The sequence below is a fragment of the Kribbella sp. CA-245084 genome, assembly GCF_050942355.1.
Lineage (GTDB): Bacteria > Actinomycetota > Actinomycetes > Propionibacteriales > Kribbellaceae > Kribbella.
In genome coordinates, this window is record NZ_CP192053.1 from 7,794,707 (window position 1) to 7,809,355 (window position 14,649).

General features: G+C 67.5%; 20 protein-coding genes. 7 read left to right on the forward strand and 13 right to left on the reverse strand.

Going from position 1 to position 14,649, the window contains the following annotated elements:
• The first annotated feature begins 2 nt into the window (after positions 1 to 2).
• A complete protein-coding gene (locus tag ACQPYH_RS37240; RefSeq protein ID WP_432881372.1) occupies positions 3 to 812 on the forward strand; it encodes a PhzF family phenazine biosynthesis protein in 810 nt (269 codons plus the stop codon).
• Here the strand turns inward: ACQPYH_RS37240 and ACQPYH_RS37245 are convergent.
• On the reverse strand, positions 796 to 1,845 hold the full coding sequence (locus ACQPYH_RS37245) for a lipoate--protein ligase family protein (protein ID WP_432881375.1): 1,050 nt from the start codon (positions 1,843 to 1,845) through the stop codon (positions 796 to 798). The genes ACQPYH_RS37240 and ACQPYH_RS37245 overlap by 17 nt on opposite strands.
• A gap of 23 nt (positions 1,846 to 1,868) precedes the next feature.
• Positions 1,869 to 2,150 carry a DUF1905 domain-containing protein gene (locus tag ACQPYH_RS37250; RefSeq protein WP_432881378.1) on the reverse strand — a complete coding sequence of 94 codons (282 nt, stop codon included), beginning with the start codon at positions 2,148 to 2,150 and terminating at the stop codon, positions 1,869 to 1,871.
• A gap of 43 nt (positions 2,151 to 2,193) precedes the next feature.
• Between ACQPYH_RS37250 and ACQPYH_RS37255 the strand changes: the two genes are divergently transcribed.
• Positions 2,194 to 2,826, forward strand: coding sequence for a hemerythrin domain-containing protein (locus tag ACQPYH_RS37255; protein ID WP_432881380.1), 633 nt, complete (start codon positions 2,194 to 2,196; stop codon positions 2,824 to 2,826).
• Here ACQPYH_RS37255 and ACQPYH_RS37260 read toward each other — a convergent pair.
• The 4 genes from ACQPYH_RS37260 to ACQPYH_RS37275 form a co-directional block, all read right to left on the reverse strand.
• Positions 2,800 to 3,213, reverse strand: coding sequence for a hypothetical protein (locus ACQPYH_RS37260; protein WP_432881382.1), 414 nt, complete (start codon positions 3,211 to 3,213; stop codon positions 2,800 to 2,802). The genes ACQPYH_RS37255 and ACQPYH_RS37260 overlap by 27 nt on opposite strands.
• A gap of 76 nt (positions 3,214 to 3,289) precedes the next feature.
• Positions 3,290 to 3,871 (reverse strand): adenylate kinase, encoded by a 582-nt coding sequence (locus ACQPYH_RS37265; protein ID WP_432881385.1) that lies wholly within the window; start codon positions 3,869 to 3,871, stop codon positions 3,290 to 3,292.
• A 116-nt stretch (positions 3,872 to 3,987) separates the two neighbouring features.
• Positions 3,988 to 4,371, reverse strand: coding sequence for a VOC family protein (locus ACQPYH_RS37270; RefSeq protein ID WP_432881388.1), 384 nt, complete (start codon positions 4,369 to 4,371; stop codon positions 3,988 to 3,990).
• A 1-nt stretch (position 4,372) separates the two neighbouring features.
• A complete protein-coding gene (locus ACQPYH_RS37275) occupies positions 4,373 to 4,750 on the reverse strand; it encodes a YciI family protein (RefSeq protein ID WP_130440784.1) in 378 nt (125 codons plus the stop codon).
• Between the two features lie 168 nt (positions 4,751 to 4,918).
• On the opposite strand from ACQPYH_RS37275, the gene ACQPYH_RS37280 reads away from it, so the two are divergent.
• Positions 4,919 to 5,674 (forward strand): SDR family oxidoreductase, encoded by a 756-nt coding sequence (locus ACQPYH_RS37280; RefSeq protein ID WP_432881391.1) that lies wholly within the window; start codon positions 4,919 to 4,921, stop codon positions 5,672 to 5,674.
• On the opposite strand, the gene ACQPYH_RS37285 is transcribed toward ACQPYH_RS37280, so the two are convergent.
• A complete protein-coding gene (locus tag ACQPYH_RS37285; protein WP_432881394.1) occupies positions 5,638 to 6,510 on the reverse strand; it encodes a DUF3800 domain-containing protein in 873 nt (290 codons plus the stop codon). The genes ACQPYH_RS37280 and ACQPYH_RS37285 overlap by 37 nt on opposite strands.
• Before the next feature lie 171 nt (positions 6,511 to 6,681).
• Positions 6,682 to 7,497 (reverse strand): SAM-dependent methyltransferase, encoded by an 816-nt coding sequence (locus tag ACQPYH_RS37290; RefSeq protein WP_432881396.1) that lies wholly within the window; start codon positions 7,495 to 7,497, stop codon positions 6,682 to 6,684.
• A gap of 220 nt (positions 7,498 to 7,717) precedes the next feature.
• Between ACQPYH_RS37290 and ACQPYH_RS37295 the strand changes: the two genes are divergently transcribed.
• Both ACQPYH_RS37295 and ACQPYH_RS37300 read left to right on the forward strand, forming a co-directional pair.
• Positions 7,718 to 9,148, forward strand: coding sequence for a polysaccharide lyase 6 family protein (locus ACQPYH_RS37295; protein WP_432881398.1), 1,431 nt, complete (start codon positions 7,718 to 7,720; stop codon positions 9,146 to 9,148).
• Positions 9,149 to 9,302: 154 nt separating this feature from the next.
• The gene (locus ACQPYH_RS37300; protein ID WP_432881401.1) at positions 9,303 to 9,842 is read left to right on the forward strand and encodes a dihydrofolate reductase family protein; all 540 of its coding nucleotides are present in this window, start codon (positions 9,303 to 9,305) and stop codon (positions 9,840 to 9,842) included.
• On the opposite strand, the gene ACQPYH_RS37305 is transcribed toward ACQPYH_RS37300, so the two are convergent.
• The gene (locus tag ACQPYH_RS37305) at positions 9,839 to 10,132 is read right to left on the reverse strand and encodes a YciI family protein (protein ID WP_432881403.1); all 294 of its coding nucleotides are present in this window, start codon (positions 10,130 to 10,132) and stop codon (positions 9,839 to 9,841) included. The two genes, ACQPYH_RS37300 and ACQPYH_RS37305, sit on opposite strands and share 4 nt — an antisense overlap.
• 60 nt (positions 10,133 to 10,192) lie before the next feature.
• On the opposite strand from ACQPYH_RS37305, the gene ACQPYH_RS37310 reads away from it, so the two are divergent.
• Positions 10,193 to 10,750 (forward strand): GNAT family N-acetyltransferase, encoded by a 558-nt coding sequence (locus ACQPYH_RS37310; protein ID WP_432881405.1) that lies wholly within the window; start codon positions 10,193 to 10,195, stop codon positions 10,748 to 10,750.
• Here ACQPYH_RS37310 and ACQPYH_RS37315 read toward each other — a convergent pair.
• Together ACQPYH_RS37315 and ACQPYH_RS37320 are read right to left on the reverse strand one after the other, a co-directional pair.
• Positions 10,713 to 11,474, reverse strand: a complete 762-nt coding sequence (locus ACQPYH_RS37315; RefSeq protein ID WP_432881408.1) for a class I SAM-dependent methyltransferase — start codon at positions 11,472 to 11,474, stop codon at positions 10,713 to 10,715. The genes ACQPYH_RS37310 and ACQPYH_RS37315 overlap by 38 nt on opposite strands.
• Entirely contained in the window at positions 11,471 to 12,403 is a 933-nt protein-coding gene (locus ACQPYH_RS37320; protein ID WP_432881411.1) for an SDR family oxidoreductase, read from the reverse strand. The genes ACQPYH_RS37315 and ACQPYH_RS37320 overlap by 4 nt, the downstream gene beginning before the upstream one ends.
• A 98-nt stretch (positions 12,404 to 12,501) precedes the next feature.
• On the opposite strand from ACQPYH_RS37320, the gene ACQPYH_RS37325 reads away from it, so the two are divergent.
• Positions 12,502 to 13,170, forward strand: coding sequence for a TetR family transcriptional regulator (locus ACQPYH_RS37325; RefSeq protein ID WP_432881413.1), 669 nt, complete (start codon positions 12,502 to 12,504; stop codon positions 13,168 to 13,170).
• On the opposite strand, the gene ACQPYH_RS37330 is transcribed toward ACQPYH_RS37325, so the two are convergent.
• Positions 13,171 to 14,022 (reverse strand): HAD family acid phosphatase, encoded by an 852-nt coding sequence (locus tag ACQPYH_RS37330; protein WP_432881415.1) that lies wholly within the window; start codon positions 14,020 to 14,022, stop codon positions 13,171 to 13,173. It lies immediately after the preceding gene.
• A 105-nt stretch (positions 14,023 to 14,127) separates the two neighbouring features.
• On the reverse strand, positions 14,128 to 14,604 hold the full coding sequence (locus ACQPYH_RS37335) for an N-acetyltransferase family protein (protein WP_432881418.1): 477 nt from the start codon (positions 14,602 to 14,604) through the stop codon (positions 14,128 to 14,130).
• Positions 14,605 to 14,649 lie beyond the last annotated feature (45 nt).

Consider the following 14,649-nt stretch of genomic DNA (forward strand, 5'->3'; position numbering starts at 1 on the left):
GTATGACGACTGTGCTGCGGTACGCCGCGTTCACGCTCGATCCGTCCGGTGGGAATCCGGCCGGCGTGGTGCTCGACGCGCACGGGCTCGATGACGAGGCCATGCAGGCGATTGCCGCGGAGGTCGGGTACTCCGAGACGGCGTTCGTGATCGATGGGTCGGTGCGGTACTTCTCGCCCAAGGCGGAGGTGCCGTTCTGTGGGCATGCGACGGTGGCTACCGCGGTTGCGTTGGCGGAGCGAAACGGGCCGGGCGAGTTCGTCTTCTCGACGCAGGCCGGAATCGTCCCGGTCACTGTGGACGACGGTCTGCGCGCGACCCTCACCAGCGTCGAGCCGCATGTTGAGCCGGCGGGCGACCTGGCAGAGGTGCTCGACATCCTCCACTGGCAACCCGCCGACCTCGACCCGGATCTGCCGGCGAGGATTGCGTACGCCGGGGCGCGGCATCTCGTGTTGAGTGCGGCGACAAGGCAACGACTTGCCGACCTGGACTACGACTTCGATCGGCTGCTCGCGTACATGCTCGAGCGCGACCTCACCACGCTGCAGCTCGTCTGGCGGGAGTCGCCGACCACGTTCCACGTGCGGGATCCGTTCCCGGTCGGTGGGGTCGTCGAGGATCCGGCGACCGGTGCCGCGGCGGCCGCGTTCGGCGCCTACCTGCGCGAGCTCGGGCTCGGGCAGCCGACGATCACGCTGCACCAAGGCGACGACTTGGGTCGCCCCAGCCTCATCACGGTCGAGCTGTCAAAGCAAGACAACCGCGTGCGCGTCAGCGGGAACGCCGTACCGATCACGGCACCCGCATGAGCCACTCGTCGGTGCCGAACTTCTCCGCAACGCGCTCCTGAGCGAGCTCGACAGTCGCGGCGTCGATGTCACCAGCCTGGAGACCGTAGCGGTTCCGGAACGTGCCGACCATCCGCGAGATCACCTCCGCACGGTCGAGACCGGTCTGGCTGCGCAGCGGGTCGACGCGCTTGTTCGCGCTCGTGGTCCCCTTGTCGGACAGCTTCTCGCGGCCGATCCGCAGTACGTCGAGCATCTTGCCGGCGTCCATGTCGTACGCCATCGTCACGTGGTGCAGCACCGCGCCGCCCGCGAACCGCTTCTGCGCGGCACCCGCGATCTTGCCCGCAGGTGAGGTGATGTCGTTGATCGGCTGGTACGTTGCCGCGATCCCGAGATCGTTGAGCGCACCAATGACCCAGTCGTCGAGGAACGCGTAGGACTCGATGAACGACAGGCCGGAGACGAGCGACTCCGGAACGTACAGCGAGTACGTGATCGTGTTCCCCGGCTCGACGAACATCGCGCCGCCGCCGCTGATCCGCCGTACGACGGTCACGTCGTGCCGGGCCGCGCCGTCCAGGTCGACCTCGTTGCGCAGGGACTGGAAGCTGCCGATGATCACCGCGTTCGACGCCCACTCCCAGACCCGCAGCGTCGGCGGACGTTCACCGGACCCGACCTGCTCGGTCAGTACTTCGTCGAGCGCCATCTGCAACGCGGGCTCCCGCGGCACGTCGTGCACGAACTCCCACTCGTGGTCACGCCAACCAGTTGCCCCGGTCAACGCACGCCGTACGGCGACCGCGACCGCCTCCGGCGAGAAGCCCAGCATCTCGACCCCGTCGCCCAGCACACCACGCACGCGCGCCGCGATCTGGGCCGCCGGCAACGCGATCGGCAGGCCGGCCAAGGCGCCGTTGATCCGCTCGAGCGCGTCGTCCGGTTCGAGGAAGAAATCGCCGGAAATCTGCGCGGTCCTCACATGGTCATCGACCACATCGAGATCCGCGACGACGAGCTTCCCACCGGGCACCTTGTACTCACCATGCATGATGAGGAACAACCTACGACGCCCTAGGCTTGTTCCCCCTCCAGAACGACGCGAACCTCGTCGCCGAGTCCAGCCTGCGCTGCTTTCAGCGCTGCCTTGCTGGCGCCGACGCAGAACCCGCCACCCGCGACGAGCATCGTGCTGCCGGCGAAGTCGGCGCCGTTCAGGGTACCGACGACGCGTCGCTGCTTGCGGCCACCTAGTTGCTGCACGCAATCAGCTGGTACGTCGATCACCGCCAGGCCGCTGCCCTTCGCCGGATCCCAGTACCGAACGGTGCCGGTGAATTCAATCGTCGTACTCATCCGGAACCCCCATTCAAGCTGACTTCAGCTTAGACTCCCGAATATGGGGGAAATGAGCATGAACAAGGCGATCCACGCCGCCGTACGGCGCGATCTCGATCGCTTCCTTGACGCACTTGAGCGGTTCCGGGACGGGGACAAGCAGCGGGCCGAGCAGTTGGCGGTGGCCTGGCAGAACTTCGACGAGCAGCTCACCCGGCACCACGAGGGTGAGCACGACACCGCGTGGCCGGCACTGGAGAGGGTCGGCGTGAGCCGCGACCTGTTGACGCAGCTGGATGCCGAGCACGACACGATGGCGACTGCTCTCGCGGCGGCACGTACGGCGATGGGCAAGCTGCGGAAGTCCGCGAGCGCTGCGGACGCGACGACCGCACACGCCGCGATGCACGAGCTCCAGCGGGTCACGGTCGTACACCTGGAACACGAGGAGGCGGAGATCGAGCCCGTCTACCTGGCGAAGAAGGACAGCCCCGAGATGAAGGCGATGGGCCGCGAGTTCGCCAAGGTCGGCCCGGTCCAAGGCGGCACCTTCTTCGCCTGGGCCCTCGACGGCGCCGCCCCCGACGAATCCGAAGCCATCACCCACACCGTCCCCAAACCAGTCCTCACCGTAATAACAGGCCTCTTCGGCCGCACCTACCGCAAATCAGTAGCCCCGGTCTGGCGCTCCTGACGCCGGGCGTACGCCGTACTTCTCCACCACGAACCGCCAGAACAGCCGGACGGCGTGATCAACCGGCCGGTCGATCACGTCGTTCCGCCCACTCAACGACAGGTGCTCGATCCGGACCATCCCGCCCACAGGTCGCCGCGGCGAACTCGGCGACCTGACAGCAATCACGTCGTACGGCGGCTCGGGAACGGGCCGCGGTACGACGAGGATGTCGTGCATCGACGTGGTGCCCGCCAGCAGCTCCGTGGAACCGGTCTGGATGATGCTGTCGGCAACAGCCGCCATGTGCTCGAACTCCGGCGCCTTGTCAGCCATCCCGCGCAAGAACGTCTGGATCTCCGCCCATGGCCGTTCACGGAACGGATACGGGGTTCCCAGCGTGCGCATGAGCCACAGGATGCCAGCGCTCAGCGGGGGTGTTCTACCGGGTTTCGGGCTGGGAGGCCTCGGAGGAGGGTGTCGGTTACGCAGCTGACTTGAGTTGTACGGCGACCTGCCAGACGCGCGAGCGGACCGTGTCGATGTCGGCGGATGCGTCGACCTCGTGGTGGATGCCGCGGTTGGCGTAGAAGTGGATCAACGGAGCGGTCTGCTCGTGGTAGATCTCGAAGCGGCGGCGGATGACCACTTCGGTGTCGTCGGAGCGGTGCTCGATCTCGGCGCGGCGGAGCAGCCGGTGCACCAACGAGTCGACTGCAACCTGTAGGACCAGCGCTGCGTCGAGTGAACGCCCTTGCTCGTCGAGGATGTCGTCCAGCACGCCGGCCTGGTGGAGGGTGCGCGGGTAGCCGTCGAGGACGAAGCCGGCATCGGCGTCCGCCGCCGCGAGCCGGTCGCGAACCATTTCGTTGGTCACCTCGTCGGGCACGTACTCGCCCGCGTCGAGGTACCGCTTGGCCGTCCGCCCGAGCTCGGTGTCGTCCGCGATGTTGCGGCGGAACAGATCACCGGTGGAGATGACAGGCACTCCGAGATGGTCGGCGAGGTGACCCGCGTGCGTCCCCTTGCCCGCCCCCGGCGGCCCCATCAGCAAGACAGTGGTCACGGCACCCTCCTGACCCTCGGTAAGTCCCAAAGAATATGGGACCTTCCGCGACGACGGTACGGTGTACGTCACTCCGGCTCTCGGGAATATGTCACACCGCGCATAACTGTCCGAAATTACTGCTTCTCGAGCATGTCCCACGTAGACAGGCAGAACGGGTGCCCGGCCGGGTCCGCGAACACCAGACAGTGATCGGCATTCGGCTGATGTTCGTACTGCGTCGCGCCCGCCGCAAGCACCAACTCGGCGGCGCCGGCGAGGTCCTCGACGTAGAAATCGAGGTGGTACTGGATCGGCACCGTGGGATCCGGCCAGGTCGGAGGCACATGTGCCGGGTCGCTTTGAAAGTCGATCCGCCCGCCCGGCCCGGCCATGGTGGCCCAGCCCGGGTCGGTGTAGACCAGCTTGCCGCCGGTGATCTGGGCGTAGAACCGGCCGAGCGTCGCCGCGTCCGGGCAGTTGATCGTCGGCGAACTCAGCCGGATCCCGGTGCCGTCCATCTCAGAAGATCATCTCTGGGCGCAGCTCGATGATGTCGCCAGGGCCGGCGAACTTGGCCGCCAGCTCCTCCGCCCGCTCCCGTGTCGCGCAGTCGAGCACGAAGAATCCGGCCAGCTGCTCCTTCGACTCGGCGTACGGACCGTCGGTGCTCACCGGCCGTTTGCCTTCCCAACGGAACGTGCGCGTCGTCGACGGCGCGTCCAGTGCCAGCCCGCTGACCAGCTCGCCGGAGGCGGACAGTTCGGCGAGCATCGCGTCGAACTCCTTGCCCATCGCCTCCCGCTCGTCGGCCGGAATCGACCGCCCGACCTCGGTGAAGTCGATCGTCGGGTGACCCCACGGCTGCGGGTTGGAGTGGATCAGAACCACGTACTTCATCTTGTCCTCCAGTCTCAGCCGGTACGCCGTACTGCGCCCCGGCACCGATGACGTCGGAGGCCCCGTCGCGGCCTCGACATTTCTCCTCGATGTGTTCCAGCTCACATCTAGTCACATTTGCCCCGCCCGGATCCGTCAGCGGGTTGGACACGAAGAGGGGAATACATCATGAGCACGATTCTGGTGACGGGTGGGACCGGAACGATCGGACGCCACGCCGTACCGCTGCTGCAGGCGGCCGGTTGCAAGGTCCGGGTCCTGAGCCGGCATGCCCACGACCGCGGCGACGGCGTCGAGTACCTGGCCGTCGACCTGCTGAAGGGCGAAGGACTGGACCACGCCGTCGACGGCGTGGACGTGATCCTGCATCTCGCCGGTGGGCCGAAGGGCGACGACATCGGCACCCGCAACCTAGTCACGGCGGCCGAGCAGGCCGGGGTCGGCCACCTGGTGCACATCTCGGTGACTGCGGTCGACCAGCTCCCGCTGACCTACTTCAAGTCGAAGCTCGGCGCCGAGCAGGCCGTCCTTCAGTCCTCCGTGCCATCGTCGGTACTGCGGGTCGCCCAGCTGCACGACTTCGCCTGGAACACGGTGCGGATGATGGCGAAGATGCCCGTGCTGCCGATGCCGGGCGGCGTCCGGTTCCAGCCGGTCGACGGGCGGGACGTGGCGGAGCGCCTCGTCGAGCTCGCACTCGGTGAGCCGCAGGGCCTCGTCCCGGACCTGGTCGGGCCGAAGGTTTACAGCCTGTCGGACCTCGCGCACGACTACTTGCGGGCCACCGGCAAGCACCGGTTGTCGCTCCCGATCAGGGTGCCCGGCAAGGCCGGCAAGGTGTACCGCGCGGGCAGCAACCTCACACTGAGCGGTGCCGACCGTGGCACTCACACCTGGGAAGACTTCGTCGCCGCACAGGTGTAGGGCTCCAGCAGCTCCTCCAGGTCCGGCGTACGCCGCCGTGCGATCCCGGCCAGGAAGTCCGCGACCTGCACCCGCGGATCGTGCTTGGAATCAACCTGCGTGAACGACTGCAGCGGTGGCGGCTCCGCCTGCTCGGCCAGGAACGCTCCCAGCCTCGCCACCCGGCCAGGGGTCAGCGCACTCTGCTCGTCGTGCACCACGGCGACCGATCGATGGCCGGCGCTCCAGTACAAGACCGTCTCGGCGAGCGCCGGCACCAGCGGCTCGAGTGGTGGCGGGATCTCCGGATCCTCGTCGATCAGCCGCTGCATCACCTTCTCGACCCGCGAACGGGTCACCGCCCGCAACGCAGGTACGTCGGCCGGCATCGTCGCGAAGAACCGATCCACCGCCTCGTGATCCATCAGCCGCACCCGCTTGGTCCGGGCCAGATCCACGAAGGCCGACAGGAACCCGGTCCGCTGCCTCAGCGCGGCGGCAATCTCGGAGTGATCTGTCCCGAGGCTCGTGCCCGCGCCGTACGACGGCTCCTCGGTGAACAGCTCGAGGACCCGCGCCGCGACGTACGAGGTCTTGTCGATGACGTGGACGTGGGCATGACCCTGCAAGGTGGTGAGCAGCCACTCGAGCGCGGGCCGCTGCTCGGGTCGCAGTAGCTGGTTGGACTTGTACTCCGTCCGCTGGCGCAGACGTGTGCGCAGTACGGCGATGATGCCGGCGGCCGCGGGTACGTCGAGATCGACGCTGGCGTGGGTGATGACGGGTGAGGCAGGGTCGAGCAGGTTGGTTCCGGAGAACCCCGACTCGTCACACGCGACCTCGAACTGGGTACTCATACGCAAGCTCCAAGGCTGAAGGACTGCACGCTACGGGGCCCGTCCGCGGGACGGGCGTGATCAGGTCGCGCGCCAGGGCTCATCGGGCGCGATGCGATCAGTGAGCGGCAGCAGCCTTGGCAGACATGCGACCCATCATGGTCCGGCTCACAGCCGGACACCAGTGAATTCCTACGGCTTGCGGCCGAGGGCGACCAGAAGAAGCTGGCCGGCGCCGGCGGAGCTGAGCGTCTGCTCGTCGTTCGGCCACCACGCTGTCAGGTCGACCAGCCCGGGCTCGACCAGCTCGAGCCCGCCGAGGAGCTCCTCGGTCTCGGCCCTGGTGCGGAACCGGATCTGCGGGAAGGCGTCCTGCAGTTTCTCCTCGATGGCCGTCGAGAACTCCGCGAGCCGGCCGCCGTCGCGCGGGTTGAGCGGATTGGTCAGCGCCACGTACGAGCCGGGCGGTACGGCGGCCACGTAATCCGCGATGACCCGGACCGCCTTCGGGCTCGGGACGTTGTGCAGGACCAGCCCGAGCAGGATCCCGACCGGGCGGGTGAGGTCGAGCCCCGCGGTCACGTCCGGATGGTTGAGTACTGCGGCCGGGTCGGTCAGGTCGACGCCGGCGAAGAAGCTGCGCTCGTCGTCGGCGAGCAGCGCCTGACCGTGCGAGATCGCGGTCAGGTCGTGGTCGACGTACACGACCTTCGCGGCGGCGTTGGCGCGCTGCGCGATCTCGTGCGTGTTCAGCGCGGTGGGCAGGCCCGCGCCGAGGTCGAGGAACTGGTCGATCCCGCCCTCGGTCGTCATCCGGCCGACCGCCTCGGCCAGCCAGCGCCGGTTCTGTTTGGTCAGCTCGGGCAGTTCGGGCGCGATCTTCAGCAACTCCTGGACGAGGCGCCGGTCGACCTCGAAGTTGTTCTTGCCGCCGAGCAGCAGGTCATAGACCCGCGCCTGGGACGCGCGGTCGAGGTCGATCAGGTCCAGCTGCCCGTAGTCCGGCATGGCCCTGCTCCACCTCCGATCCGTCATCCGAAAACCGGGATTGCCGGAAGGCTATCCAGCAAATCCGCCGGGCGCTGCACCGGGGCCGTGTCGTGGAACCTCCGGCCGTGGCTGTCCCGCCCCACGGGAGATCCGCCCGACTCGCGCGGTAAGCGCTTGCCAGGCTCGCTTGACGCCCTCCACACTGAGCGACTACCGCCCCACCTCCCAGGAGGAACCCATGCACCGTCGTACCTTCCTGATCGGCAGCCTCGGCCTCACCGCGGCAACCGTCGCCAGACCCGCGAGCGCGACCACCACCCGCGCAAGAGCCGTCCGGGCCCGCACGCTGGACGAGCTCCGCAAGGCGATCGCGGCCGCCAAGCCGGGCGCGGAGATCGTGCTGGCCAATGGCACATACGCCGTACCCGGTGACGAGACCGTCGCCGTCAGCGCGAAGCACGGGACCGCGACCGCGCCCATCACCGTCCGCGCGGAGTCGGTCGGCGGCGTGACGCTGACCGGGAACAACGGGTTCGCTCTGGCGGGTTCGTCGTACGTCGTGATCGACGGATTCAACCTTCGGCAGCAGACCACGTTCGAGGTACCGACGACGTGTCAGCACATCCGGATCAGCCGCAACGACGTCCAGCTCGGCGATATCGAGGGCTCGCACTGGGTGATGGTGCGCGGCGACGCGACTGTTGTCGAGCGCAACCACTTCCACGGGAAGTCGAAGCTCGGCGTCTTCCTCGGCGTCGAGGGCCCCGGCTCGGACGGCATGGCCCGCGGTGTGCAGATCGTCCGGAACTACTTCTCCGACCACACGTACGCCGGTGACAACGGCGGCGAGCCGATCCGGCTCGGACTGAGCGGCCGGTCGTTGAGCAACGCCGGCGCGTTCGTCGAGGAGAACCTGTTCGAGCGGTGCAACGGCGACCCGGAAGCGATCTCGGTCAAGTCGACCGGCAACACGATCCGGCACAACACGATCCGCGACAGCCTCGGCGGGATCGTGCTCCGACACGGCAACAAGTCCCGCGTCGACGCGAACTTCATCCTTGCCGGAAGCAACGGAATCCGGATCTACGGCAACGACCACCTGATCGTGAACAACTACGTCGAACAGATCGCCGGCTCCGGGATCGTGCTCGGCAGCGGGAGCGTCCGCGATCACAAGCCCGAGGACTCCCCCGAGAGCCGACGCGGCAACGACGCACCCGATCGGGTGACGATCGCGCTGAACACCGTTCAATCGTGTGGAACAGCGATCAGCGGTGAGTCGCAGCGTCCCTTGCCGCCGCTCGGCTGCTCGATCACCGACAACCTTCTCGTCGGCGATGCAGGCAAGCAGCTGGTCTCGATGCCGTACCTGGACGGGATCGCGTTCTCCGGCAACCTCTGCTGGGGCGCCGCGTCCGACGGCACCATTCCGACGGGTGGATCCGCTCGGAAGGACCCGAAGCTCGCGGCGGGCAGCGACGGCGTACGTCGGCTCACGGCCGGCAGCCCGGCGATCAACGCGGCGAGCAAGTCGTACCCGACTGTCACCCGCGACCTCGACGACCATCCGCGCACCGGCAAGGCGGACGTCGGCGCCGACGAGTACAGCAAGGCGACACCGCACAACCGTCCGTTGATGCCCGCGGACGTCGGACCGCAAGCCGGATGATGCGGATCCCCAGGCCATCACAATCCACGCCGCAAGCGGCGTCCACGCTGGCCGGCGGCCGCAGCCGCAGATTGTGATGGCCTGGGAATCCGTGCGATGAGTTTTCTCGCTCTCGCTCGTCTCAACGGAGACCAACCAACGAGCAGGAGGAAACATGGCGAAGGTCTTGTACTCGGTGACGATGTCGGTGGACGGGTTCATCACCGGGCCGGACGGTGACATGCAGTGGATGCGTCCGTACCTCGGGCCGAACCCGGAGGTCGACGAGCTGATCCCGCGGATCGGATCGATCCTCGTCGGCCGCCGGTCCCACGACGGGGACGATCCGTTCAAGGGTGAGTCCGGTGAAGGTCAGGCGTTCGGCGGCGGGTGGAGCGGACCGTTGTACGTCGTCACGCACCGCCCGCCGGCCGATGCCGAACCCGATGTCACGTACGTCGACGACTTCGCCAAGGCACTCGCCCAAGCGAAGGAGGCGGCCGGCGACAAGTACGTCAACGTGATCGGAGCCAACATCGCCAAGCAGTGCATCGAGGCCGGCGAACTGGACGAGGTCCTGCTCCTGTTCGCCCCGACGATGCTCGGCGACGGCACCCGCCTGTTCGACTACCCAGGCGGCCACACGGTCCGGCTCGAACGCATGAGCGTCACCGAGACCGCCATGGCCACCAGCATGTGGTTCAAGGTGGTCTAGAAGTCCGCAGCGGTCGGGTGCATGACCGCTCGGATCTCAACGGAGCGACCGGCAGCTCGCGCGTCTGGCAGTAGGCGCGCGAGCTCGATTGCTCGCTCAGGGCTCTCCACGTCGACGACGTAGTAGCCGTCGATCTGCGTCGGCCGGCAGTCGGGGAGTCGGACGGACAGCTGCGGGTCGGCCAGCAGTTCGCCGCCGACCAGTTCGCCGGCGTCGTGGGCAACTCGCTCGAACTCGTCACGCCGCAGGCGCGCTTCACCGTCACCCTGCAGGATCAGTAGGAACTTCATCGGCGCACTCCTCTCACTGATAGGACGGAGTCGAGTGCGCGGTTTTGACATGATGGGCCGATGTTCGTGCGCACCGAACGGCTGACCTTGCGCCGCTTCACGCCTGCGGACGCCGAGCGGTTCGCGGCGTACCGCTCGGATCCTGCTGTCGCCCACTACCAAGGGTGGGACGCGCCGGTGTCGCTCACCGACGCCCAAGAGACGGTCGAGCGGTTCGGGCAGGGCGATCCGGAAGCGGCCGGCTGGTTCCAGTACGCGGTCGACCTGGACGGCCTACTGATCGGGGACCTCGGTCTCAACCTGCACGAGAACCTGATGCAGGCCGAGCTCGGGTTCACGCTCGCAACGGAGTACCAAGGGAGGGGGTACGCGTCCGAGGCCGTGCGCGGTCTGCTCGAGCACCTCTTCGTCGAGCGGGAGCTACACCGGGTATCCGCCGAGGCCGACGCCCGCAATAACGCATCGGCGCGGTTGCTCGAGCGGGTCGGCTTCACCCAGGAAGGTCTGCGGCTGTCCAACACCTGGTTCAAGGGCGAGTGGACCGACGACCTGCTGTTCGGCTACCTGCGCGATGACTACCTCAACCGATCGCGGCCCACGCCCGCGCCGTCAACTTGATCGAGCCGTCCGCCTCGATCGGCAACCGCTCCCGCACGCCCTCACGCATCGCATCCTGATCCGCCGGGGCCAGACTGCGCAGATACACCGGCGCCACACCCGTCCCGCCGAGGAACGGCGTCCAGTAGTCGTCGAACGACGTGAACACCGTCGGTACGTCGATCGCGCGCGTCCGCACGTCCGCGAACCCGGCCTCGCGGAACAGTCCTTCCAGACCTTCCGCCGTACAGAAGGGGAATCGGACGCCCTCGTCGTGTTCACGGTCCTGCGGACGCAGCGCGAGCATCGTGTCGAAGAAGTACCGCATCACCTGCATGCCTTCGGCGTAGTCCCACACGTAGACCGCGACCGTCGACCCGATCTCCCGCATCCGGCGCAGCGCCTCGACCCGCTCCGGCACGAAGTTCAGCACGAGGCCGGAGACCACCACGTCGAACGGACCGTCGGGCAACTCGGCCGCCGAGCGTACGTCGAAGCTCGCCCGCTCGTCGTGGATCGACTGCCGCGCGTACTCGATGAACCCTTCGGACGGGTCGACCCCGAGCACGGCGACTGGGTCCGCCGTACGCAGGATCGTGCTCGTCAGGGCGCCCGTACCGCAGCCGACGTCGAGCCAGCGCAACGCCGCCGGCTGCTCGAGCCAGTCGATGAACTCCGTCGCGACCAGCCGGCTCCAGCGGCCGACATACGACTCGTAAATTCCCCCACGCGACCACTCACTCACTTGGGCAGGATAGACGGGAGCGAAACGCCCGTCAGTCCCTCGGCAACCTTCCAGAGGCGGGCGCTGGTCTCCGAGTCGAGCGCAGCCTTCGGCTGCTTGGTCACGCCGGTGGGACCGACGAGACCGAAGATTCCCGAAGGACCGTAGTAGCCGCCGGCCTCGGCGGCAGGGTCGGCGGCCGCGAACAGGAGCGGCTCGGTGCCCATCTCGACGTCCTGCTTCGGGAGGGGGTTGAAGCGCATGCCCACCCGGTTGAGGAGCGACGGCCGCTCCCGGCCGAGCGCGGCACCGGCGCTCTGCAGGTTGGTGCGGGTGTAGCCGGGGTGGGCGGCGACGCTGAGCAGGCCCCAACCGCGGTCGGAGGAGAGCTTGGCCAGTTGGTTGCTCATCATCAGGTCGGCGAGCTTCGACTGCGAGTACGCCGCGGTCCGCCGGTATCGGTTGTCCCACTGCAGGTCGTCGAAGTGGATGCTGCCGAAGTTCGCGGCACCGCTGGCCATGGTCGCGATCCGAGGCGCCGGCGCTGCCAGGACGAGCGGCAGCAGCCGCACAGTCAGCGCGAACGGGCCGAGGAAGTTCGACCCGAACTGCAGCTCGAAGCCGTCCTTGGTGGACATCCGGGTCGGCGGAACCATCACGCCTGCGTTGTTCACCAGCACGTCGACGTGCGACTCGTCGGCGGCGAGCTTGTCGGCGAACTCCTGGACCGAGGCCAGGTCGGCGAGGTCGATCCGCCGTACCTCGAGCTGGGCATCAGGGTGTTCGGCAAGGATCTCGGCCTTCGCCGCCTCGCCCTTGGCCGGAGTCCGGACCGCCATCACCACCCGCGCACCCGCGGCGGCGAGCCGCTTGGTGGCCTCCTTGCCGGTGCCGCTGTTGGCGCCGGTGACGACAACGAGCTTGCCGGTCTGATCGGGAACGTCGTACATGATCCACACTCCATAAAAGACTGATGGTCTGTTATGGCAGGAACGCTATCAGACCGCTGGTCCGATAACAACAGACCGATGGTCTGTAGAATGTGAGCGTGAAGACATTCCAGCGCGCCCGGAGCGACGAGCAGCGGGCCGAGCGGCGGCGGGCGATCCTCGCGACGGCCGCCACGATGCTGACCGAGATGCCGGTCGCGGACGTCAGCCTCAACGAGCTGAGCCGCCGCGTCGGCCTGGCGAAGTCCAACGTGCTGAACTACTTCGACTCCCGCGAGGCCGTCCTGCTCGAGCTGTCGAGCAGCGAGCTCGCGGCCTGGGTGAAGGATCTGGATGCCACGGTCGGCGACGCGCTCCCGGAGCTGTCGATCGACGATCGGACCGAGCAGCTGATCACCGCCATCGTCGGCACGTTGGCGGAGCGGCCGGTGGTGTGCGACCTGATCAGCGCGCAGGCGGGAGTCCTGGAGCGGAACATCTCCACCGAGACAGCGCTGAGCTTCAAACGCGCTGCCGCGGTGAGCTATGTGCGGATGATCGAGGTGGTCGTCGGCGTACTGCCGGAGCTCGGCGAGGACGGAGCGGGCAGGTTCATCGCCAACGCGAGCCTGCTCGCGGGTGCGATCTGGACCCACTCACACCCCGTCCCCGCCATCCTCGCCGCCTACGAAGCCGACCCGGCCCTCGACGCGATCCGGCTGGATTTCGAGCCGGCGCTCACCGACTCGCTCCGCACCTTGCTGTACGGCGCTCTACCCCGAGTGTGATCAGGGCAGGTAGTAGTTCGGGTTCGGGAGCTTGAAGGTACGGTCCGCGAACCCGCCCTTCAGGTCGGAGAACTGGTCGCCGAAGTTCGCGACGATGTCGTAGCCAAGCGACTCGATGTGCGCGCGGGTCGCCGACTTGTAGTGGATCGTCGTACACGAGCCGTTCGGGTCGGCCGCGCAGGCCTTCTGCAGGTAGTCCGGGTAGTTGGCGACGGCCGGCTTGGTGAACAGGCCGTCCTCACCGTTGCTCAGCGTCGTCGGGTTCGGGTAGCCGGCGTCGACGCCGATCCCGTCCGAGGTGAGGTTGCCGAGCGTCGCGGTCTCCTGCGCCGCGCCACGACCGGTCAGGAAGAAGATCGCGTAGCCCTCACGCGCGGCCGTCTTCACCAGGTCGACCATGCCGGGCACGGCCGGGAACCGCTGGTTCAGCACGTAGTCCGCGTTGGTCGTCGGGTTGAACGCCCAGTTGCTGAAGATCTCGTAGTTCCAGGTCGCCAGCGAGGTGTCGTCGACGTCCAGCAGGATCGCCTTGGTCTCGCGGGTGTGGTGCGGCGTCGAGATCCAGCGCGTGCCCGCCGCAGCCACCGAGCGGGCTTCCTTGGCGTAGTTGCTGTTGTCGGCGAACGTACCGCTACCGAGCGGATCGCCGTAGTAGTTGCGCAACTGCTGCCGCAGTACGTCGATGTTCGTGACCTGCTTCTCGCTGTGCGGCGTCGACGTCTGGATGGCCGGCTGCGGGTTCGCGGCACCGGCCGAGTACGCGACCCCGCCGACGACCGATGTCATCGCGACTGCTGCGACGCTGGTCAGAACCATCCGGCGGGACGGCCGGCGCCAGGAACGGAATGCCATGGTGACCTTCTTCGGAGTACGGGAATGCTTGCCAAAGCAAACTAACCCCGGTCCGGCCCGGTTGACCGTACGACAGCCTGAATTACAGGGGAATCCTGCGCCTGTTCAGACGGATTTCACGTAACGGTGGCATGGCACCGGTAAGGTTCCGCCTTCCACCGTGGCCGGATAGTCGAACGGGCCGCCGTCGGTCCAGCCGCTGCGCTCGTAGAACCGGCGGGCCCGCGCGTTCCCGGTCGCCACGGCAAGCCAGGCTTCCCTGTGTCCTCCTGCTTTCACCTGCCGTTCAGCTTCGGTCAGTAGCGTCCCGGCTACTCCCGATCCGCGGTGATCGCGCGACACGTACACCTGCTCGACCTCGTCCCCCACCACCATCACGAACCCGGCAACCTCGTCCCCGACCAAGGCAACGGTGGTGTCCGCAACCCCTTGCGCAGCACGCGTTCCGAACGATTCCTCGGTCCGGACCGCCACCAGTTCATCCGGCACATGCCCGAGATGCCCGTCCCGCCAACCGTCGTACCAGATCGCTGCCACAACCTCGGAGTCCCCGGCGACAGCAGGCCGCACGATCACAGTCATGCGGCCAGCGTAAGTGAACCCGCAGCCTCGCTCACGAAGGAGAAC